This is a genomic window from Acinetobacter sp. CY17, assembly GCF_059515825.1.
The window spans coordinates 1-21,900 of record NZ_JCAKMX010000002.1; the positions used below are offsets into that span (position 1 = coordinate 1).

24 protein-coding genes are annotated in these 21,900 nt (G+C 42.0%); 10 read left to right on the top strand and 14 right to left on the bottom strand.

Going from position 1 to position 21,900, the window contains the following annotated elements:
- On the top strand, window positions 1–240 hold a 240-nt coding region (locus AC5YCI_RS01455; RefSeq protein ID WP_496175127.1), incomplete at its 5' end, for a transposase family protein.
- Window positions 241–267: 27 nt separating this feature from the next.
- Window positions 268–699 (top strand): hypothetical protein, encoded by a 432-nt coding sequence (locus AC5YCI_RS01460; RefSeq protein WP_496175128.1) that lies wholly within the window; start codon window positions 268–270, stop codon window positions 697–699.
- A gap of 16 nt (window positions 700–715) precedes the next feature.
- Here AC5YCI_RS01460 and ruvB read toward each other — a convergent pair whose 3' ends face one another.
- The 3 genes from ruvB to AC5YCI_RS01475 form a co-directional block, all read right to left on the bottom strand.
- On the bottom strand, window positions 716–1,717 hold the full coding sequence (ruvB, locus tag AC5YCI_RS01465; protein WP_496128255.1) for a Holliday junction branch migration DNA helicase RuvB: 1,002 nt from the start codon (window positions 1,715–1,717) through the stop codon (window positions 716–718).
- Between the two features lie 9 nt (window positions 1,718–1,726).
- Entirely contained in the window at window positions 1,727–2,329 is a 603-nt protein-coding gene (gene ruvA, locus AC5YCI_RS01470; RefSeq protein WP_496128256.1) for a Holliday junction branch migration protein RuvA, read from the bottom strand.
- A 70-nt stretch (window positions 2,330–2,399) separates the two neighbouring features.
- Window positions 2,400–3,740, bottom strand: a complete 1,341-nt coding sequence (locus AC5YCI_RS01475; protein WP_496128257.1) for a deoxyguanosinetriphosphate triphosphohydrolase — start codon at window positions 3,738–3,740, stop codon at window positions 2,400–2,402.
- A gap of 157 nt (window positions 3,741–3,897) precedes the next feature.
- On the opposite strand from AC5YCI_RS01475, the gene AC5YCI_RS01480 reads away from it, so the two are divergent.
- From AC5YCI_RS01480 to AC5YCI_RS01495, 4 genes are all read left to right on the top strand, one after another.
- The gene (locus AC5YCI_RS01480; protein WP_496128258.1) at window positions 3,898–4,887 is read left to right on the top strand and encodes a M28 family metallopeptidase; all 990 of its coding nucleotides are present in this window, start codon (window positions 3,898–3,900) and stop codon (window positions 4,885–4,887) included.
- A 321-nt stretch (window positions 4,888–5,208) separates the two neighbouring features.
- Window positions 5,209–9,042 (top strand): phosphoribosylformylglycinamidine synthase, encoded by a 3,834-nt coding sequence (gene purL / locus AC5YCI_RS01485; RefSeq protein ID WP_496175129.1) that lies wholly within the window; start codon window positions 5,209–5,211, stop codon window positions 9,040–9,042.
- 361 nt (window positions 9,043–9,403) lie between these two features.
- Entirely contained in the window at window positions 9,404–9,523 is a 120-nt protein-coding gene (locus AC5YCI_RS01490) for a KGW motif small protein (RefSeq protein ID WP_496128260.1), read from the top strand.
- A gap of 160 nt (window positions 9,524–9,683) precedes the next feature.
- The gene (locus tag AC5YCI_RS01495) at window positions 9,684–10,004 is read left to right on the top strand and encodes an NGG1p interacting factor NIF3 (protein ID WP_496128261.1); all 321 of its coding nucleotides are present in this window, start codon (window positions 9,684–9,686) and stop codon (window positions 10,002–10,004) included.
- Window positions 10,005–10,012: 8 nt separating this feature from the next.
- Here AC5YCI_RS01495 and AC5YCI_RS01500 read toward each other — a convergent pair whose 3' ends face one another.
- Window positions 10,013–10,768, bottom strand: coding sequence for a nitroreductase family protein (locus tag AC5YCI_RS01500; protein ID WP_496128262.1), 756 nt, complete (start codon window positions 10,766–10,768; stop codon window positions 10,013–10,015).
- 18 nt (window positions 10,769–10,786) lie between these two features.
- A complete protein-coding gene (locus tag AC5YCI_RS01505; protein ID WP_496128263.1) occupies window positions 10,787–11,587 on the bottom strand; it encodes an enoyl-CoA hydratase-related protein in 801 nt (266 codons plus the stop codon).
- A 100-nt stretch (window positions 11,588–11,687) separates the two neighbouring features.
- On the opposite strand from AC5YCI_RS01505, the gene AC5YCI_RS01510 reads away from it, so the two are divergent.
- Together AC5YCI_RS01510 and AC5YCI_RS01515 are read left to right on the top strand one after the other, a co-directional pair.
- Window positions 11,688–12,257: a nicotinate-nicotinamide nucleotide adenylyltransferase gene (locus AC5YCI_RS01510; RefSeq protein WP_496128264.1), complete on the top strand. Its 570-nt coding sequence runs from the start codon at window positions 11,688–11,690 to the stop codon at window positions 12,255–12,257.
- A 200-nt stretch (window positions 12,258–12,457) separates the two neighbouring features.
- Window positions 12,458–13,966 (top strand): amidohydrolase family protein, encoded by a 1,509-nt coding sequence (locus AC5YCI_RS01515; protein ID WP_496128265.1) that lies wholly within the window; start codon window positions 12,458–12,460, stop codon window positions 13,964–13,966.
- A 27-nt stretch (window positions 13,967–13,993) separates the two neighbouring features.
- Here AC5YCI_RS01515 and AC5YCI_RS01520 read toward each other — a convergent pair whose 3' ends face one another.
- Entirely contained in the window at window positions 13,994–14,890 is an 897-nt protein-coding gene (locus AC5YCI_RS01520; protein WP_496128266.1) for an ArgP/LysG family DNA-binding transcriptional regulator, read from the bottom strand.
- Between the two features lie 104 nt (window positions 14,891–14,994).
- Between AC5YCI_RS01520 and AC5YCI_RS01525 the strand changes: the two genes are divergently transcribed.
- Complete coding sequence (locus AC5YCI_RS01525; protein WP_496128267.1) at window positions 14,995–15,594, top strand: LysE/ArgO family amino acid transporter; 600 nt, start codon at window positions 14,995–14,997, stop codon at window positions 15,592–15,594.
- Window positions 15,595–15,628: 34 nt separating this feature from the next.
- On the opposite strand, the gene AC5YCI_RS01530 is transcribed toward AC5YCI_RS01525, so the two are convergent.
- The 5 genes from AC5YCI_RS01530 to dapD all read right to left on the bottom strand — a co-directional run bounded on the left by AC5YCI_RS01530 (window position 15,629) and on the right by dapD (window position 18,947).
- The gene (locus tag AC5YCI_RS01530) at window positions 15,629–16,081 is read right to left on the bottom strand and encodes a peroxiredoxin (protein WP_496128268.1); all 453 of its coding nucleotides are present in this window, start codon (window positions 16,079–16,081) and stop codon (window positions 15,629–15,631) included.
- 113 nt (window positions 16,082–16,194) lie between these two features.
- Window positions 16,195–16,596: a hypothetical protein gene (locus AC5YCI_RS01535; protein WP_496128269.1), complete on the bottom strand. Its 402-nt coding sequence runs from the start codon at window positions 16,594–16,596 to the stop codon at window positions 16,195–16,197.
- A gap of 16 nt (window positions 16,597–16,612) precedes the next feature.
- Window positions 16,613–17,281, bottom strand: a complete 669-nt coding sequence (queC, locus tag AC5YCI_RS01540) for a 7-cyano-7-deazaguanine synthase QueC (RefSeq protein ID WP_496128529.1) — start codon at window positions 17,279–17,281, stop codon at window positions 16,613–16,615.
- A gap of 25 nt (window positions 17,282–17,306) precedes the next feature.
- Window positions 17,307–18,017 (bottom strand): 7-carboxy-7-deazaguanine synthase QueE, encoded by a 711-nt coding sequence (queE, locus tag AC5YCI_RS01545; RefSeq protein WP_496128270.1) that lies wholly within the window; start codon window positions 18,015–18,017, stop codon window positions 17,307–17,309.
- Between the two features lie 108 nt (window positions 18,018–18,125).
- Window positions 18,126–18,947: a 2,3,4,5-tetrahydropyridine-2,6-dicarboxylate N-succinyltransferase gene (gene dapD, locus AC5YCI_RS01550; RefSeq protein ID WP_496175130.1), complete on the bottom strand. Its 822-nt coding sequence runs from the start codon at window positions 18,945–18,947 to the stop codon at window positions 18,126–18,128.
- A gap of 305 nt (window positions 18,948–19,252) precedes the next feature.
- Here dapD and carO point away from each other — a divergent pair, with 305 nt between their 5' ends.
- Window positions 19,253–19,972 (top strand): ornithine uptake porin CarO, encoded by a 720-nt coding sequence (carO, locus tag AC5YCI_RS01555; RefSeq protein WP_496128272.1) that lies wholly within the window; start codon window positions 19,253–19,255, stop codon window positions 19,970–19,972.
- Window positions 19,973–20,026: 54 nt separating this feature from the next.
- On the opposite strand, the gene AC5YCI_RS01560 is transcribed toward carO, so the two are convergent.
- The 3 genes from AC5YCI_RS01560 to AC5YCI_RS01570 form a co-directional block, all read right to left on the bottom strand.
- Complete coding sequence (locus AC5YCI_RS01560; RefSeq protein WP_496128273.1) at window positions 20,027–20,416, bottom strand: carboxymuconolactone decarboxylase family protein; 390 nt, start codon at window positions 20,414–20,416, stop codon at window positions 20,027–20,029.
- A gap of 131 nt (window positions 20,417–20,547) precedes the next feature.
- Entirely contained in the window at window positions 20,548–21,195 is a 648-nt protein-coding gene (locus tag AC5YCI_RS01565) for a CoA transferase subunit B (protein ID WP_496128274.1), read from the bottom strand.
- Between the two features lie 3 nt (window positions 21,196–21,198).
- Window positions 21,199–21,900: a CoA transferase subunit A gene (locus tag AC5YCI_RS01570; protein WP_496128275.1), complete on the bottom strand. Its 702-nt coding sequence runs from the start codon at window positions 21,898–21,900 to the stop codon at window positions 21,199–21,201.

The following is a 21,900-nucleotide window of genomic DNA, read 5'->3' on the forward strand; positions in this document are numbered from 1 at the left end:
GGATTAGAGCAACATGGCTTTAAATTATTGATGCCCATAAAGAAAAAGAAGAATTTCCCGTTATTTAGTGTTGAGAAAAAGTACAATAAACTGATTGGAAAAATACGAGTTGTGATCGAACACATCAATAGTCAATTGAAAACATTTAGAATATTAAGTGAACGTTATCGAAATAGACGGAAAAGATTCGGTTTACGCATTAACTTAATTGCTGCACTGGTAAACCGAATAAACTTGTAATAACCACTTTCGCAAGAGGTCTATTATTTGAAATTAGAATTTCGTGAAAGAATTTATAAAAATGAACTGTCAAAATCTTTGTGGCGGCAATTATCCAAAGATCGACAAGAAATGAATCTAATTATGGCGCAAATTTCTTTACTATTTACTACATGTGAGAAAGCAGATGCGCCTCTTTATATTATTCACAATTTTGTAGACTATTTTGCAAAAAAATTAATAAATAATTTTGGTTGTGAGTATGTCTTAAGTAGTAAAGATTTACGGAAACCTATTGATATAATTAATGAATATGAAGAATATAGTGCTGAATATTTTAATGAATTTAAAAAAGTATGCCAATTGGGTAAGTTTGAAGATATTAGGAAAAGTGAAAGTATGATTATATGTATTCGTGATTATCTGCTATACGAATTTATTAATCACTTCAAAAATATATCTAATAAAAAAGCAGCCTAAGCTGCTTTCTTAATTTCTATTTTGGTTCAGGTGGGGTCATGCCAAACTGCATATACGCCATATTAGTAGCAATACGTCCGCGTGCAGTTCGCATCACATAACCTTGCTGAATTAAATATGGCTCAATGACATCTTCCAATGTACCTGAATCTTCTGCCATAGCCGCAGCTAAAGCTTCAACACCCGCAGGGCCACCATCAAAACGCTCAAGTAACATACTTAAATAACGGCGGTCTAAAGTATCTAAACCGGCTTTATCTACATTGAGCATATCTAAAGCGCGCTGTGCCATTTCTTCAGTGACTTCGCCTGTGCCTTTGACCTGTGCGTAATCACGGACACGACGTAATAAACGGTTAGCAATACGCGGTGTACCACGGGCACGACGGGCAATTTCGATTGCGCCTTCGTCTGTCATGGGTACATCCATCAAACTCGCAGAACGTTTGACAATATGGGTTAAGTCTTCAACCGAATAAAACTCTAAACGCTGTACAATGCCAAAACGGTCACGCAGCGGAGAAGTCAATAAACCTGCACGGGTGGTGGCAGCAACCAACGTAAATGGCGGTAAATCGAGTTTAATCGAACGTGCGGCAGGACCTTCACCAATCATAATATCGAGTTGATAATCTTCCATAGCAGGATAGAGAATCTCTTCAATGACAGGGGAAAGACGATGAATTTCATCAATAAATAACACATCGCCTTCTTCTAAATTGGTCAGCATGGCAGCTAAATCGCCTGCGCGTTCTAATACAGGGCCAGACGTAGACTTAAGACTGCCGCCCATTTCCCGCGCAATAATATTAGCTAGGGTGGTTTTACCCAAACCCGGTGGGCCAAAAATTAAGGTGTGATCAAGCGCCTCACCACGTCCACGTGCCGCACCAATAAAGATTTCCATTTGCTCACGTACCACTGGTTGACCAATATAGTCTTCCAGTGAAGTGGGACGAATGGCACGATCAAAATGATCTTCGGGTTTTTCAGAACCACTAATTAAACGATCTTGCATAATCTCAACTTATTTATTTAAGGACTTCAGCGCAGCACGGATAATATCGCTAGCTTCGGTATAATCTGCCTTCACTGCATTAATCAGTTTTTGCGCCTCTAAAGGTTTATAACCCAAAGACTGTAAAGCAGCCTCAGCTTCTGCCACCGCAGAATGCGAATCAAACTGAATTTGTGTAGTCGTTGCATTGGTGGTGCTAGGTGCAGTCGCCAAAGCTTTAAAACGATCACGCAGTTCAATCATTAAGCGTTCTGCGGTTTTTTTACCCACACCCGGGACTTTCACCAAGGTGTTGACATCTTCATGTTCAACGGTGTGAATCAGCATTTCTACGCTTAAGGTTGATAAAATGCCCAGCGCCATTTTAGGGCCCACGCCATTGACCTTAAGTAAAGTACGGAAAATGGTTTTATCTTGCTGAGTTAAAAAGCCATAGAGTTGCTGCGCATCCTCACGTACCACCAAATGCGTCCATAGGGTGACGTTTTGCCCTTTTTGCAGTTGGCAAAAGGTTGATAGCGAGGTATCGACTTCATAGCCCACACCATTGACATTCAGCACCACAGTTGGGGCTTCTAAGGCAAACACTTCACCAATTAAACATCCAATCATTTGTTTTGATTCACTCTATTTTTACTGGCTCACATAGTAGAGAGGCTAAGTTAAAAAGGCAAAATATTGCTTAAATTAAGCCAACTTTATTGCCTTGCAGTTGCTGCGCCAATTGATAGGCCTGATGATCAGAAAATTTCGAGATAATATCCAATACTTGCATAATGTTGCTGTAATGGTGGTTGCTAAACTGTGCCCCCGAACGCTGTAACATCGCCATTAAACGTTGTTCTTTAAAACTTAAGGTTTTATTGGGCGTGGTTAAGGGGATAAAGGCATCTAAAATATTCTGCAAACTTTGATGGGCAATAATTTCAAGGCCAGCTTTTTGTGGATGTTCAAAAATATGATCACGCGCTAAATTTTTAGCCGCTTGAATGCCGGGAGCAATGTCGCTGGCACAGTATTGCAATAATGAACCTTGTAATTGACCCATTAGAATTTGATTGTGATGGCGAGCAAAGGCATTGGACACTTCTTCGACTAAGCGTTTCATGACACGACCACGGAGCGCGGCAATTTTTTGTTGCCATGTACTCAACGGCATGGCCAATTCTTGCGGCCGTGGATAATCGCCCAATAAATTTAGGAAAATCGGTTCGACTTGCTCATAGGACAGCATGTTCAACACAATGCCATCTTCTAAATCAATTAAGGCATAACAAATATCGTCAGCGGCTTCGAGTAAATAGGTTAGGGGGTGGCGACAATAATGATACTCACCCAATTGGATTAAACCCAATTGCTCCGCAATCTGTTGCAAAATCTGTTTTTCGGCTTGGTAGCAACCAAATTTGGCCCGCTGACTGGCGCTAATATTGCCTTGTTCTTCAATGGTTTTAGACAGCCACGGATATTTTAAATAGGCACCTAAAGTGGCATAGGTTAAGCGCATACCACCATCATGCGGATGATCATCAATTTTGGTGAGGAGTCGTAAGCCTTGCGCATTGCCTTCAAACTGGCGTACATCGGCTTGTTCGGCCGGGGAAAGCGCAGTTAAAAAGTCACCATGTGTGGCATCGTCAAACCATTCGCGAATGGCATATTCACCGGCATGGCCAAAGGGGGGGTTGCCTATATCATGCGCTAAACAAGCGGCTTGAATAATGGCGCCTAAATCAGCAGCACTAATCCAAGGCGGTAGTTGGTCTTTAATTTTTTCTGCGGTGAGCATGCCCAAAGAGCGCCCAATACAAGACACTTCTAAGGAATGGGTTAGACGCGTATGAATACCATCATGCTGTGCCATGGGATGCACTTGCGTTTTACGATTGAGTTGACGGAAGCTTTGCGAAAAAATAATCCGATCGTAATCTTTATGAAATGGGCTACGGGCTTGTTCGGAACTTTGGGTCTTGCTGCCCATCCGTACTGTGGAAAGTAACTGTAACCAACGCATTTGTGTCATGCCATCTCGATCTTATAGGTTTTTGATCAGTCTCATCATGCCAAAAAAAGCGCCTTAAGCCTAGTATAACGCGACATAACTTGTCTTATTACATAATGTAATTATGCTTTGATCAACACAAGGCTATGCTGAAAAAATAATGATAAAGAGATCACGCATGAAAATAGCATATCTAACGGTACTTTTAAGTGCCTTGAGCTTAACCGCATGTAGCAGTTTGCCGCCTCAAATATTGACACTAACGCAGCAGAGCGACATGTGGCAGCACTTAGAAAAATTTCAACAGATTGCGCAACAACATCAAAATAATCGTGCTGTGGGCAGTGAAGGGGGAAGATGGTCAGGTATGTATATTCGTCAGTATGCCAAGGCTTTGGGACTTAATCCACAAGGTATGATCTTTGTGAATACTGACCATAAGATCGGGCAAAATATCATCGTTGAGCTTGTGGGTCAGAATAAAGACCAAGCCATCATTGTAGGTGCGCATTATGATTCGGTGACGATGGGGCCGGGAATCAATGATAATGCTTCCGGCGTTGCGGTAGTCATGTCAGTGATGGAATATTATGCTAAACAGCAGCACCAGCCGCCCGTGAGTCTATATTTTGCCTTTTGGGATTCTGAGGAAGTAGATAATGCGGGATCGAAGCATTTTGTGGATCAATTGACAGCGCAACAGCTGAACGGGATTCGTGCTTATATCAATGTAGACAGGGTAGGCAGCAAACATCCAACTGCTTTACCAATAGATGCCGATACGGCTTTTATAAATGAGTTAAAAAGCACACTTAAACAGCAAGGCTCAGCGCGACAAGAGGATGCGTCAGTAGTCGCAACTTTAAACACTATTCCCACACATTCAGGGGATGCAAAATTGCAACAGCTTTTAAGCCAATATTTAGAAAGCCAAAATATTGCCATGCGTAAAGAGATTGCCACAGTGAGGGGCAGCGACCATACAGCCTTTATGGGGAAAGTGCCTGTAGCCTCACTGATGTTCTTTAATCAACATCTGCAAGAGGGTATTTTGGAATTTGCGCCGTGCGATGACCAAGCCTGTGACAGTTTAGCGCAGATTGATGAACAGTCATTAAAGATTGCGCGTGATGCCGTTTTACAGCTCATTACTGCCCTAGAACAATAATTCATCAGCTGATCTTGATGAGGATGCTGCTATTTTAAGCACAGCGCATCAGTGCATGTGCTATTTTAAGTTGCTGTATTTTTAAGCATTTATATTTTGTCGCAAATATTTTAAAAAGAACACTTGGCAGCAGGTTTTTTTATGATAATCTGTGCGACTACATTCAATTTTTTTGTATGAAAAATAAAGAATTCTTAGAAAAACTTACGCTAATTTTGTGCTTTTAATCTAGCTGATTCCGCGAATTCACAGTAGAATGTGACCCTCTCTCAATTCACATTGTGGCATGGTTTTCGACCTGCCCGTGGAGCCAAAATTAGCATGTTTATCGTTGCCGGTGCACCTGCACACTCTTCTTTTAAGAAAACTCAACTATTATCACGTTTATCGTCAATTAGTTCTGTTGAATCAATTGAAAGCCAATGGGTCTACCTCTTTGACCAAGCGCTCGGCGAGCAACAACAGCAATCCGCTTTACAGCTTTTAAACGACGGCCAGGCCTTTACTTTACGTCAAGCTGCAAGCGATGAAGTTCAAATTCTTGTGACTCCACGTGTCGGCACCATTTCGCCGTGGTCATCAAAAGCGACCGATATTTTCGCCAACTGTAATACGCCGGTTCACCGTCTTGAACGCGGCGTTTTATTTACCCTAAAGGGCGTAAAAGAGCTGTCTAAAGAAGCACTACACGTGCTGCATGACCGTATGACAGAAAGCGTATTTAACGCGCTAGAAGATGCGGCAGCATTATTTACTGAAACTGCACCAAAACCTTTAAACTCAATTGATATTTTGGGTCAAGGTAAAAATGCTTTGGTGAAAGCCAATAATGAGTTTGGTTTTGCTTTGTCAATGGAAGAAATTGACTACTTAACGGACGCATTTATTCAAATGGGCCGTAACCCAAATGACATCGAGCTGATGATGTTTGCCCAAGCGAACTCAGAGCACTGCCGTCATAAAATCTTTGGTTCTGAATGGACCATTGATGGCGAAGTACAGCCATTGTCATTGTTCCAAATGATTAAAAATACCTATAAAGAATCACCAACAGACGTACTATCTGCGTATAAAGATAACGCCTCTGTGATTGTGGGTTTTGACACACAACGTTTCTATCCAACTCAAGAAGAAAACGGTCACCACGTTTATAAATACAAAAACCAAGCTGCGCATATCTTAATGAAGGTAGAGACGCATAACCATCCTACTGCGATTGCGCCATTTGCGGGTGCAGCAACTGGTTCAGGCGGTGAAATTCGTGATGAAGGTGCAACAGGTCGTGGTGGTAAACCAAAAGCAGGTTTAACAGGCTTTACTGTATCTAACTTAAATATTCCGGGCTTTGAACAGCCATGGGAAGAAAACTACGGTAAGCCATCACGTATGGCATCACCACTTCAAATTATGATTGATGGGCCTTTAGGTGGTGCAGCGTTTAACAACGAATTTGGTCGTCCAGCCTTAAATGGTTATTTCCGTACCTTTGAACAAAACGTCAATGGCGATGTGAAAGGCTTCCATAAACCAATCATGATTGCCGGTGGTTACGGCAATATCCGTGCCGATCACGTCGAAAAAGACCCAATTGTACCGGGTGACTTACTAATCGTCCTTGGTGGCCCAGCTATGCTAATTGGTTTAGGCGGTGGTGCAGCGTCTTCTGTAGACAGCGGTACCATGGGTGAGAGCTTAGACTTTGCTTCGGTACAACGTGAAAACCCAGAAATGGAACGTCGTTGCCAAGAAGTGATTGATACTTGCTGGCGCATGGAAGACAGCAACCCAATCGTATCGGTACACGATGTAGGCGCGGGCGGTATTTCAAACGCGATGCCAGAGTTAGTGAACGATCACGAATTAGGTGCAATTCTAAACCTACGTAAGATTCCGTCTTTAGAGCCGGGCATGTCGCCAATGGAAATTTGGTCAAACGAAGCGCAAGAGCGTTATGTATTGGCCATCCGTCCAAGTTCTTTAGCCTTATTTGAATCAATCTGTGCGCGTGAACGTTGTCCGTTTGCGGTCTTAGGTGAAGCGACTGAAGCACGTCACTTAACCGTTGAAGATCCACTGTTTGAAAACAAAGCTGTGGATATGCCAATGCAAGTGATGCTGGGCGGCACACCACGCATGAGCCGTTCATACGAGTCGATTGAACGTCAAGGCGATGACTTTGATGCGTCGAAAGTGACTGATCTTACCGATGCAATTTACCGCGTGTTGAAGAACCCAACCGTTGCATCAAAATCATTCTTAATCACCATTGGTGACCGTTCGATTACCGGTATGGTGGCGCGTGATCAATTTGTAGGTCCTTGGCAAGTGCCTGTAGCGGATGCTGCGGTAACCACAACCAGCTTACAAGGCTTTACTGGTGAAGCAATGGCTATGGGTGAACGTCCACCTGTAGCATTGTTAAATCCAGCCGCTTCTGCACGTTTATCAGTGGCTGAATCAATTTCGAACATTATGTCTGCCAAGATTGCTAAAATCAGCGACATTAAATTATCAGCCAACTGGATGGCAGCGGCAGGTCAACCGGGCGAAGACCAAGCTTTATTTGAAGGCGTAAAAGCTATCGGTATGGAAATGTGTCCTGCGCTGGGTATCGCGATTCCTGTAGGTAAAGACTCATTGTCTATGCGTACCACTTGGAATGATGAAGGCGTTGATAAATCTGTGACTTCGCCAATGTCAGGCGTGATTACTGCATTTGCACCTGTAACCGATGTACGCAAAACCTTAACGCCTGAGTTGAAAAACCTTGAGTCTGTACTGGTACGTATTGACTTGTCTAAAGGTCAATTCCGTTTAGGCGGTTCAATCTTAGCGCAAGTGTATAAAGCCATTGGTTCTGTTACACCAGATGTCGATAACTTTGAAGATTTCAAAGCCTTCTTTGCTTTAGTACAAGATTGGAACCAACGTGGCTTCATTAAAGCTTACCATGACTTAGGTGATGGTGGTTTGTTGGCCACTGTTGCAGAAATGATGTTCGCGTCACGTCTAGGTGTAGCATTAGAAGAGCAAACAGTTGCAAGTCTTTTCGCTGAAGAAATTGGTGCTGTACTGCAAATTGCCAAAGCAGATTGGGATGCATTACAAGCAGAAGTTGCTGCATCAAGCTTAAAAGATGCGATTACAGTTGTGGGTACTGTGAACAACACAGACCAATTAACTGTTAATGGTTTAGTGTTTGAGCGTTCTGACTTACAAGTGGCTTGGACTGAAGTGTCGCACCAAATCCAACGTTTACGTGACAACGTAGAAACTGCGGATCAAGAATTTGCCTTAATCACCGATAAAAACCACAAAGGTTTAATCGCACAGCCTACATTTGACTTAAACGAACAAATTGAAGCGCCATATATCAACCTACGTCGTCCAAACATGATGATTTTACGTGAACAAGGCGTAAACGGTCATGTGGAAATGGCAGCAGCATTTGATAAAGTCGGCTTTAATACCGTTGACGTACACATGAGTGATTTACTTGCAGGTCGCATTAGTCTTGATGAATTTGAAGGCTTAGTGGCATGTGGTGGCTTCTCGTATGGTGACGTATTAGGCGCAGGCGGTGGTTGGGCAAAATCGGTATTATTTAATCCGAAATTGCGTGATCAATTTGAGAAATTCTTTAACCGTAATGAAACCTTCTCTTTAGGTATTTGTAACGGTTGCCAAATGTTGTCACAACTTGCGCCGCTCATTCCGGGTGCAGACAACTGGCCACGTTTCCACCGCAATACGTCTGAGATGTTTGAAGCGCGTGCGGTTAACGTCCGTGTAGAAAAATCAAATTCTGTATTGTTAGAAGGCATGGAAGGTTCGATTTTACCAATCGCGGTTGCGCATGGTGAAGGTCGTGCGGTTGCATCTGATGAAAACTTTGCTGCATTAAATGCAGGTAACCAAGTGTTATTACGTTATGTGGATAGCCATGGTCAACCAACGCAGCACTACCCAATGAACCCGAACGGTTCACCAGAAGCAATTTCGGGTGTAACGTCTATGGATGGTCGTGCAACGATTATGATGCCGCATCCAGAGCGTAACTTCCGTGCGCTACAACATTCTTGGAAACCAGAAGATTGGGATCAAGATGGTGCATGGTTACGTATGTTCCGTAACGCACGTAAATTTATTGGTTAATTAAAACCATAAAAAAAGCCCCTCAGTTGAGGGGCTTTTTTTATGGTTTTAAAATAGCCTTTTGCCGTAAAGATCAATTGATTTTTTTATTATAAAATAAACCCAAGCTTGCTGATGCCATTAAGTTGAATAAATGAACCAATTGGAAAAAACTTAAAAACTGTGTAGAATAAAAGCACTTGACCACCTACGGGTGGTTTTTTGTTGTGCGGTATTTGCATAGTAAACTTTTATTTCTCCCACTGGACTTGGTTTGGATTTTGCTTCTATAGTAAAAGAAACGCCGTGCTGGCATGTGCGTGTTTTACGGGGAAAACAACAATTCAAGTACAGTAGTAATTCTCAGGTATGAGGTGATGACATGGCAAAAACGCTAGCATTATTAGATAAAGTAAGCCTGCGTCAAAAAGGCTGGAAACTTTTTTATTTGGTGTTATTTCTACAGATTTCCTTTATGTGTATTGCATATTTTATGCATTAAAATAGAGGTTTAAAAAGCCACCGTAAGGTGGTTTTTTATTTTTATTTAGAGATTAAGCTGAATTAAGAGGTCATATCTACCTAGCTGAAATAGGATTATTAGACATAGCTATTATTGGTTAATATGATTGTAATTATTCTACTCAACTAAGAATATTCTCATGCTAAAACTCATTTATTACGTTCCTGAAAGCCATTTAGAAAGTACCAAAACAGCAATTTTTAATGCAGGCGCGGGTGGGATAGGTAACTATGAACATTGTGCTTGGCAAGTCTTAGGTACAGGACAATTTAAACCCGTAAAAGGCGCGAATCCCTTTATTGGTGAACTCGATACATTAGAACAAGTGCCCGAATGGCGGGTAGAAACCATTGTGCCTAAGATAAAAGCCCGTGCCGTGGCCCAGGCTTTGCAACAGGCGCATCCTTATGAAGAACCTGCTTTTGAATTTGTGCAAATTCTAGATGTAGACGCGCTATAAGTGATGGCTTAGACTTTTTGAATAAACAGTTCACGGTCAAAACGGTACTGTGGGAAAAATACCCCATCAGCTGCACGTTCACCTGCACCAATCACCATAACTGGGTATTGCTGGCTATTTAAATTGAGAATTTTACGTACTAAAGGTTCATCAAAACCTTCCATCATACAACTGTCAAAACCATAGGCACGTAGCGCGAGTACCAAGTTTTCACAGGCAAGTGCCGTGGTTTTGCTGGCCCAGAGTTTGGCATCACTTGGATTAAAGGCAGAAACTGGCAGTTGTTTATCAAATTTACGGGCCACACCAAAGGCAATTTTACGTGCATGACCTAAGCTATTTAAAACGCCTGTCTTATAATTATAAGGAATAAATTTGTAATACTTCTGCACGGCTTTAGGGGCTTCAGGGAATGGAAATTCGCTTAAATTACGTTTGGCCATTTCGTCAATACGGTCGGTACGCGCTACACAAACAATTAATTCTGAGGCGGTTTTTGCTGCTAATTGACTGAGACAGGCTTTGACCAATTGCTTTTTCTTGGCAGGGTTTTGTACCACATAAAAAGTCCACGGCTGTAAATTAGAAGAATTGGGTGCAAGTAAGGCTAAATCTAAACAAGCATCCAAAACTTCCGCTGGAATTGGGGTGTCGGTAAATTTACGTACTGAACGACGACTTTCCACTACTTTACGGAAATTCGCAACATCAATATCAGTGGGTGCTGCTTCAAAATAACGTTTTTTTTCAGGTGAATTTGACATAAGTTTTACAATCTTAGGTTAGTTAAATTGGCTAAAATCGGGTTGACGTTTTTGCATAAAGGCAGCAACGGCCTCAGCCATCTCAGGTGAGGCTACACGTTTCATAAAGATTTCTGCTTCATGATCAATACATTCAATAATCTCTTTTAGATTATGTTTCATTAAGGCTTTGGTTTGTTTTAGTGATGCTAGCGGTAGCTTGGCTAGATGTTGTGCTTGATGATAAGCATGCTCGTAGACATTGTCATAGATGCCGTTAATTAACTGCATTTGCAAGGCAACTTGACTATCAAATTTGTTGGCTGTGAGCAAATATTCAGCTGCTTTATGGTAACCGGCTTGCTGAACCAATAATTTGCTTGAAGCCCCTTCAGGAGATAACCCTAGGCTGACAAACGGAATTTGGAACAAGGCGCTTGAGTCCGCATAGACTAAATCAGCATGTAATAAAATGGTCACGCCAATGCCAATCGCAACCCCGCGTACCGCACAAATTAAAGGTTTAGAAAAGCGTGCAGCGGCTTTTAATAGTACAAAAGGTGGAGTAAAGCCGGCTTTAACCGTTAATGGTGTTTGAGTAAACTTTAAAAAATCTTTCATGTCGTTGCCGGCGGTAAAGTCTGCATCTACCCCGCGTAAAATCACCACACGCACTAAAGGGCTCTGATCCGCCTCATCTAAAGCTTGGGCAATACTAAGATATAAGTCGCCATAGAGGGCATTTTTAGCTTCACTGCGATCTATGGCAAGGGTTAAAATCCCATCTTGTAAATTTGCCTGTAAATGTTGTTGTGCGTGTTGAATACAGCTTAATGTCATCGTACTATCCTTGCTTTAGATTTTATTAAATGGATTTACAAGTCATTATGTCGCATATTTTTAGGCGCGATACAATAACTTGCTCCATCAAAGTGAAGATATGACAGCATACGCGTTTGACCATTTGGTGTTTATTGGCCGCTTTCAACCTTTTCATCTGGCACATTTGCAAACCATTGAAATTGCCTTACAACACAGCCAAGGGGTAATTTTAGCCTTAGGCTCAGCACAAGACGAACGTAATCTTAAAAATCCGTTTTTAGCTCAAGAACGTGAACAGATGATTTTGTCGAATTTTTCTCAAGCAGACCAAGCCCGAATTCAATTTGTGCATGTGATTGATGTTTATAATGATGTGAAGTGGGTCAAACTGGTCAAAGACTTGGTGGCAGCAGTGACCCAAGCAAGCGATAAAGTCGGTTTAATTGGTCATTTTAAAGATGAATCTTCTTATTATTTACAGCTGTTTCCTGAGTGGGAAATGCTAGAACTTGATAGTTTAGTCGGCTCAATTTCGGCTACGCCATTACGTGAAGCCTATTATCGTGGTGAAATTCAAACTGAATTTTTGCCACAAGGCACCATTGAGTTTTTACAACAATTTCAACACTCAGATATCTATTCACAGCTACAAGCCAAATATCAGCAGCACGATCAAAGTAGCCTATAGCTGTTAGCATAAAAGCAGCAGTTTAATGAGATAAATGGACTGCTGCAAAAAGCTCAATTTTTATAAAACTCGACGCTCCTGTGCTGTAATTTAAACACGCCAAGGTGATTAAAAAGCATAAGATATTGTAATTTATGTTAAAAATAGGTTGGCACATATTTTGAACTCATGAGGAGACTTTATAATAATGAGTATTCTCCATGACTGTTTTACAAAATCTAGGCAAAACCTCACGCTCAGCCCAAGTGAAAGCAGGACTCGATCATCCTGTGATTGATACCGATATCCATACCAATGAATTTAGTCCATTATTAGAAGATTATATTGCTCAATACGGTGGTGCTCAGGTGGTTGATAGCTTTCGTGAGCACTTACATCAGAATGGACTCAATGCCTTAGCAGCAGAGTGGTATAAAGCCACACCACAGCAACGTCTGGATCAGCGTCTATTTCGTCCACCTTTTTGGGCCTTGCCTGCGAAAAATAGCTATGACTTGGCCACAGTGTCACTCCCTGCCTTACTGAATGAGCGTTTAGAAGAGCTTGGCACTGACTATGCAGTGCTATATCCCAATATTTCCTTGTTTCCGATTAACTCCAGTAATGAAGAGTTACGCCGTAGTTTAACGCGTGCGATCAATCACTATCATGCTGATATCTATCGACCATATGCAGACCGTTTAACCCCTGTGGCAGCAATTCCTTTACATACCCCAGAGGAGGGGATTGAAGAGCTTGAGTATGCAGTGAATACCTTGGGCTTAAAAACTGCCCTTATTCCAGGTGCGGTACGTCGTCCAGTGCAAGCGATTGCTGACAAATATCCAAATGACCCAGAATTGGCACGTTATGCATATTGGTTAGATTTCTTTGGTATTGATAGTGCACATCATTATGACCCCTTTTGGCAAAAGAGTATTGAGCTGGGGATTAACTTATCAACGCATTCGGGGAGTCAAAGTTGGGTGGCACGTAATTCACCAAGTAATTACATGTTTAATCACATTAACCACTTTGCTGATGCCTCAGAAGCTCTGGCGAAAGCATTGTTCTTTGGTGGGGTAACCGAACGTTTCCCTCAACTGCGGATTGCTTTACTGGAAGCAGGTGCGGCATGGGGAGCCAATGTCCTGACGCATCTGGTTGACCGCTTTGAAAAACGCGGTAATCAAAATGTACAACAATATAACCCAGCCCATGTGGATGCAGATTTAATTGTCAAATTGTATCGTCAATATGGTCAAGACTTATTCCAAGGGCGTGAATATAGCGACCAACAGTTGCTTGATAGTGTGTTTGGCGTAGCCTCAGCCTTACGTTTCCGTGAGCAAAAGCCAGCAGATATTAATGATTTTGCTTTAGCAAAAATTGAGAAACTGCAAGATATTCATGATCGCTGGGTGCCTAACTTCTATTTTGGTAACGAAGCAGATGACCGTACGATTGTTGCTGCATTGAATCCTAAGGGCAATCCATTTGGGATTAAAGTCAATGCGCTGTATTCTTCAGATTCGGGCCATTGGGATGTGCCTGAGCTGACCGAGCCTTTAGCAGAAGCCTATGATTTGGTGTTAGAAGGTGCAATTAGCCCACAAGACTTTAAGGCTATGGTGTTTGATAATCCATATCGATTTTATACTGCCAATAATCCTGAATTCTTTAAAGGGACACAAGTGGAGCATAAGCTACAGCACGTTCAAGTGGCTTAAACCCCAAGCCCAACAGGGTTGGGCTTTTTACTTTCCATTTAATACATATTGGGCATGTGTCACGAGGGTTTCAGTTAATAGCTTGAGTAAAGTGGGTTGTTGTTGCCAATGGTGCCAATACAGCGGTATAGCTGTTTGCGCTTGGGGTAAGATTTCAATCAGTTGACCTGTCGTTAAAGCATCTGCAATTTGATATTGCGGCACTAAACCAAAACCTAAACCTAACTCGATGGCTTGTACAAAAGCAGTTGAAGATGGAATAAAAAAATGTGGATATTGATGTTGTTGCAAACCAAACAGGCGCAATATTACCTCTTGATGAAGTAGATCTTTGTCATCAAAAATAACCGCAGGAATGTGTTTGAGATGTTCACGGTTGCAGGGATGCTGAAAATAACGCCGAGCAAAATCAGGGCTGGCCACCATTTTATACTGCATTTCTCCCAAATAGGCCGCGACACAGCCGGACATCACCTGATTTTCACTCGAGATACAGGCACTGACTAAGCCCTGTTCGAGCAACTGGTGAGTTTGGCTTTGATCATCTAAATGTAATTTTAAAATAATAGCGTGTTCTAACAGATGAGGCTGTAATAAGGGCAATAACCACGTGGCAAGCGAGTCAGCATTGCTGGCAATCCAAAATTCTTGAAATCCAGATGCATGCGCCTGACCATTTAACTGCTGTAATAGCTGGTGTTCCCTTAATCGTTGCTGTTGTAAGTGCTGCATCAGTTGTTGTCCGGCTTGGGTCACACGGCATGGACGCTCTCGTAACAACAACACTTGTCCAAGCTGTTTTTCAAGACTTTGCACCCTTAAAGTGACAGCTGAGGCGCTTAAATGTAAATGTAGTGCAGCTGCGTCAAAACTGCCCAGTTCTGCCACGGCTAAAAATGCTTCACATGCTTTGGAGGAGAGCATGACTATCCTTAAAAAAAACTCAAGATCACTAATATTTTCTTAATTTTAATCAATTTAATCTAGTCCTTGGCATAATTTCCTGATTTTAAGGAAAGAGTGATGTCATGCTAAGCAGTTTTGCTAGTGGTTTTGTCATGGGGCTAAGTCTAATTGTAGCCATTGGGGCGCAAAATGCCTTTGTACTCAAGCAAGGTTTAAAACAACACTATATCTTTGCCATTTGCTTATGCTGTACCTTGTCAGATGCGCTGCTGATTGCAGTTGGGGTATTTGGCTTTTCACACTGGATGCTCTTCAATCCCAATATGTTGTTATGGGCCAAGTACATTGGCGCGTTATTTTTAATTCTGTATGGCGCGCGGCACGCCTACAGTGCCATTCGAGGTGGGCAAAGCTTAACTTTAGCTAGCGAGCAGCCACCAAGTTTAAAACAACTGCTGATCATTTGTTTAGCACTGACTTGGCTTAATCCGCATGTGTATTTAGACACAGTGGTGCTGCTTGGCGCCATTTCCAGTCAGTATGTGGGTACTGAGCACTATTTTGCGTTAGGGGCCATGCTTGCTTCAGGAGTATTTTTCTTTGCGCTAGGCTATGGAGCAAGATTATTATATCCCATCTTTACTCGTCCACGTGCTTGGCAAATATTGGATGGCAGCATCGCACTGATTATGTGGTCAATTGCCTATTCATTGTTGCAATAAAAAGGCACTCTACAGAGTGCCTTTGAATAACCGCTTATGCGCTTTGTAGCGCTTTAAGCTCTTCCAATACTTGTTCAGCGTGGCCTGCGGCTTTGACTTTACGATATTCTTTAACCAAAGTGCCGTTATGGAAAATAAAGCTTGAGCGTTCAATGCCCATGACTTGCTTACCATACATATTTTTTTCTTTAATTACATCAAAGTGTTTACATAACACCTCTTCTTTATCGCTAATTAAATCAATGGTTAACTCTTGTTTAGCGCTGAAGTTTTGATGGGCTTTAACAGAGTCACGCGATACACCAAAAATAGTGGCACCTAAGGCTTCAAATTGATCTTTAAGACCAGAAAAGCTCACCGCTTGCACAGTACATCCCGGAGTTGAATCTTTAGGGTAAAAATATACAATCAGCCAAGGGGAATGGACTTGGCTTAAATTCACTTCGCCGTGTGTAGTTGGGAAATTTTGATTGAGTAAAGTGGTCATCATAGCATCCAAAAAATAATTCGATCATCATCAAATAGACTGAATTGTAGCAAGTTGAGTAATCAAGGCATAAAAAAAGCCTACATCACAGTAGGCTTTTTAGGCAGAAAAAATTAAGATTTTTTCTGAGAAGCTTGCGCTTGTTCAGTCAACTTTTGCAGTTTGTTGACCAATTGTGGACCAAAGCAAGTTTTTAACTCTTGATTTTGTTTTTGTACAAAGGCAAGGGTTGATGGACTTTTCTTTTGATTAATAGCACTTTGGATTTGCCATTTTTGATCATTGGTTAACTTACCATCGGCATTGACTGCACAGGTACAGTACTTGCTCACTTCAGCTGCAGTAAGCTTATTGCCTTTTTTAGTTTCTTCCTTACAAACATTCACTAAAGCAGTTTTAACATTAGTACTTTTATATGCTTGTTGTAATTTATCTTGCGCCTGTGCACCAGTTGCAAAAGCTGCAACTGCTGCCAATACAGCGCCAGAGAGAATGTTTGATTTTAAAATATTCATAACCTTTACCCTATTATTACGGTATATAACGTGTCGGGTCAGCCACACCTGCATCTTCAAAACCTTGTTTACGAAGACGACAACTGTCGCATGTACCACAAGCACGTCCTTGGTCATCTGCTTGATAGCAAGATACCGTTTGACTGTAGTCTACGCCATGTTCTAAGCCTAAGCGAATAATATTTGCTTTGGATAAATGTAACAAAGGTGTTTCAAATTTAAGCGGTTTGCCTTCGACCCCAACTTTGGTGGCAAGACGTGCCATATTGGCAAAGGCTTCGATAAACTCAGGACGGCAATCTGGATAACCTGAATAATCAACCGCATTAATGCCAATCACAATCGCTTCTGCACCAAAGACTTCAGCTGCAGCTAAAGCATAAGATAAAAAGATGGTATTACGCGCAGGGACATAAGTAATTGGAATGCCTTGTTCTTCATGATCTGGCACGTCAATTGTATGATCTGTTAACGCTGAGCCGCCTAAATTACCTAAGTCAATATTAATCACGCGGTGTTCAACACCCGCGGCTTGGGTCATGGCTTGAGCAGCATCGAGCTCTGTGGTGGAGCGCTGACCATACATAAAACTTAACGCGATACACTCATAACGCGCCTGTGCCCAAGCTAAACAAGTGGTTGAGTCAAGGCCGCCAGATAACAACACAATGGCACGAGGGCGCATATTCATTCTCCAAAAATTGAGTTAATTAACGACCGGTTTCGTCATTCCAAAGCAATTTATGTAGTTGCAGCTGGAAACGAACTGGGAGACGGTCATCTAAAATCCACTGCGCAAGATCACGTGCCAATTGTGGCATATGTACTGCGCCTTTTTCGACTGCAAAGGCAGGTGAGAACCAGACGGTACTGACTTTATCTGCCAATTGATAGTGTTCAAGTTGCTGTTTTGACCACACATAGTCTTCACGATTACAAATCACAAATTTAATTTGATCGTGCGGTGTTAAATGATCCAAATTATTTAGCAAATTTCGTGCAACTTCACCTGAAGTTGGAGTTTTTAAATCTAATACTTTTGAAACACGTGCATCGACCTTAGATACATCTAAAGCACCACTGGTCTCTAAAGAGACCTGACAACCTAAATCACTTAAACGCTGCATTAAAGGCAGGGCATTGGGCTGTGCTAGAGGTTCACCACCGGTTACGCAAACATGCGGGGTCCCAAAATCGAGTGTGGTTTGAATAATCTGTTCTAATGATTGGCGCTCACCACCTTCAAAGGAATAGGTAGTATCGCAGTAGCTACAACGTAGCGGACAGCCAGTTAAACGGATAAACACCGTGGGTAAGCCGGCGCTATTGGCTTCACCTTGTAATGAATAAAAGATCTCCGTAATGCGTAAACCCGCAGACGGATCAGAAACAGGGATAGCGGAAGATCGAAGCGTATTCATAACAAAATTAACCGAGAGATAAATAACAAAGTATAAAAATAAAAATCCCTACGACCAGCGCTGGTCGTAGAGACAAGGAACGCATGTTCCGTAGAGAGCGACGACTAGTTAGTCGTCACGTAATAACTCATTTAGGCTGGTTTTAGCACGTGTTTTCGCATCTACTTTTTTCACGATAATCGCAGCATATAAGCTATACGTACCGCATTTAGATGGTAGGCTACCTGCAACAACAACAGAACCTGCTGGTACACGGCCGTAGTGAATTTCGCCTGTTGCGCGGTCGTAAATTTTAGTCGATTGACCAATAAACACGCCCATGGAAATCACAGAACCTTCTTCAACAATCACGCCTTCAACAATTTCAGAACGTGCACCAATGAAGCAGTTGTCTTCAATAATGGTTGGGTTTGCTTGTAGGGGTTCTAATACACCACCAATCCCTACACCACCTGATAAATGTACATTTTTACCAATTTGTGCACATGAACCGACAGTAGCCCAAGTGTCCACCATGGTGCCTTCATCTACATACGCACCAATATTGACATAAGAAGGCATTAAAATTACGCCTTTGGCTTGGAATGAACCACGACGTGCAACAGCAGGTGGTACAACACGTACACCAGCGGCTTTAAATTGCGCTTCAGTCCAACCTATGAATTTGGTATCTACTTTATCATAGAATTGCAAATCACATGATTCAATTGGCTTGTTGTCGTTCAGCTTAAAAGATAACAATACCGCTTTTTTCAACCATTGATGAACTACCCATTCACCATCAATCTTTTCTGCAACACGTAATGTCCCGTTGTCTAAACCAGCAATTGCTTCTTCAACTGCTGCACGTACTTCAGCTGGGCAATCGGCTGCGCTGAAGTTAGCACGGTCTTCAAAAGCCTGTTCAATAATTGTTGAAAGCTGCGACATGATCTTTTCTTCCAGAAAAAAATTTTTCAAGATTTTACACTATATTTTGCTAAAAGCAGACGAAAAATGAGCTAAGATGCAAAAAATGCTCAAGATTGCAAGTTAAGTTCGATGCTTAGCTTAAAAAACATAAACTAATCGTGTATCAAGCGTAATAAAAATTTTATTTATCAAGAATTAATGCTATTTGTATCAAAAGATAACAAAAAATAATCATTTTTTGGGTGAATTTTACGCAAAAAACAGCATATCATGTGCTGCATAACAATAGACGATCACAAAAAACTCGTTCTGAGGAGAAAAATATGAAATTACGTATGCTTGTTGCAGCAGCCGCTTTAGCGACCGCAGGTTCTGTAATGGCAGACTCATCGGTTGTACGCGATGGCTACCAATTCAACGGTAATCAGTTAATTCCATCAGGCGTACGTGCTGAAGTGGGTACAACAGGTTACGGTGGTGCATTAGTTTGGACTGCAAACCCAAAAGTTGATGTAGTACTTGGTTATAACGGTGGTGACATTTCTTGGTCAGATGATATTTCTGTAGACGGAACCAAGTATGATGCCGATATGGACAACAACGTTGCTTATTTAAATGCGCAAATCCGTCCGTGGTCAAACTGGTTTTATATGGCAGCGGGTGTAGGTTACATCGATTCTAAATATGATTTAAAAGGCCGTCCAGGTAGTGATGGTGAAATCAAGTTAGATGGTAAAACCTTTGGCGCTGACGTTGGTAATGTTGTAGGTAAACTGAAATACGGTAATGATATTGCACCGTATGCAGGTATTGGTTTCTCACCAGCAATCAACAATCGTTGGGGCGTATTTGGTGAAATCGGTGCTTACTACACAGGCAATCCTGAAGTAACACTGTATAACACAGGTAATGCGGGTGCTTTAGATGTCAATGGCACCACAACAGCGGCTGAAGCGCTAGCCAATCAACGTAGCAAATTACAAAATGATGATGAATACGAATGGTTACCAGTGGCTAAGCTAGGTTTAAGCTTCCGCTTCTAATCTATATATGCTAAAAAAACGAGCTACGGCTCGTTTTTTTATGTCTATATCATTTTAAGCTTGATTGGTTTGGTATTCATGAATCACTTCTAAAGCAGCACGAAATGCTTCTTGTGTTGCAGGTGCGCCGCAATAGGGCAAGCTATGCAGTAATACCTCTTGGATTTCTTCTACGGTTGCACCGTTATTTAAAGCACCACGAACATGACCTTTGAGTTCTGCTGGGCTTTTTTGCGCGGTTAAAAAAGCAATGGTAATGAGTGAGCGATATTTACGTGGTAGCACGCCTTCACGTTGCCAAGTTGAACCCCAAGCATGTTCATTAATCCAATCTTGTAAAGGTTGGGTAAATGGCACAGTATTGTCTTGCGCACGTTTGACAAAGCTGGCACCCATGACTTCGGTACGCACTTTTAAGCCATTGTCATAGTCTTGTTGTGACATAAATCCCTCGATGTTTTGATTGTTATTTCAGCATTGTCAGTGTAAACCGCGTGATAGAGGTCGACTACACTGCAAAAGTCGTAGATAAACATCAAGCAGCTTATCGCTGCTTGATGTTCTGCTTGGCGAGATTAAGCGGCTTTTAGGTTTTGGGTATTTAAAGGTACGCCTGTGGCTGCTTGAATCTGTTCAAGCGACACACCTTCCGCCAGTTCAATCAGTTCAACACCATCTGCTGTGATGTCCATGACACCAAGATCAGTGATAATACGCTGTACCACGCCTTTGCCAGTTAATGGTAGGGCACATTGCGGCACAATTTTCGGGCTGCCGTCTTTGGCACAGTGTTCCATCAGGACCACAACTTTTTGTACCCCTGCGACCAAGTCCATGGCACCGCCCATACCTTTGACTTTTTTGCCCGGAATCATCCAATTAGCAAGATCGCCAGTTTGTGACACTTCCATAGCGCCTAAAATCGCAATATTGACATGGCCACCACGGATCATAGCAAAAGATTCTGAGCTTGAGAAAAATGCTGCACCTTTGCGTGCGGTCACGGTTTGTTTACCAGCATTAATTAAATCGGCATCGACGGTGTCTTGGGTAGGAAATTCATCAATCCCCAATAAACCATTTTCAGATTGTAACCAGACGTTAATGCCTTCGGGTAAGTAGTTGGCAACGAGAGTCGGTAAGCCAATGCCTAAATTGACATAGAAGCCGTCTTCAAGTTCAAGGGCAGCACGCGCCGCCATTTGATTACGTGTCCAAGCCATGTTTTAAGCCTCCGCCTTTAACGTCATTTGTTCGATACGTTTTTCAGGTGTTGCATTTAATACAATACGATTGACGTAAATACCCGGTAAATGGATGTCGTCTGGATCAATCTCGCCAATTTCAACCACATGTTCAACTTCGGCAATGGTAAATTTACCCGCCATAGCACATTCTGGGTTAAAGTTACGCGCGGTTTTACGAAACACTAAATTACCCGCTTTGTCGGCTTTATAGGCTTTGACTAAAGCCACATCAGCGGTTAAAGACGGCTCTAAAATATAGTCTTTGCCAGCAAATTCACGTACTTCTTTGCCTTCTGCAATTAAAGTACCCACGCCTGTTTGGGTGTAAAAGGCTGGAATACCTGCACCGCCGGCACGTAATTTTTCTGCCAAAGTCCCTTGTGGGGTCAGTTCAACTTCAAGTTCACCATTTAAATATTGACGTTCAAATTCTTTGTTTTCACCCACATAAGATGAAATCATTTTTTTGATTTGTTTGGTTTGTAATAATTTACCTAAACCAAAATCATCCACACCGGCATTATTTGAAATACAAGTTAAACCCGTAACACCGGTATTTTTAAGCGCTTCAATTAACGCTTCAGGAATACCACATAAACCAAAACCACCCACAGCGAGGGTTTGGTTGTCGGCCACGATATCTTGTAGCGCCACATCGGCACTGGCAACCAATTTATTCAT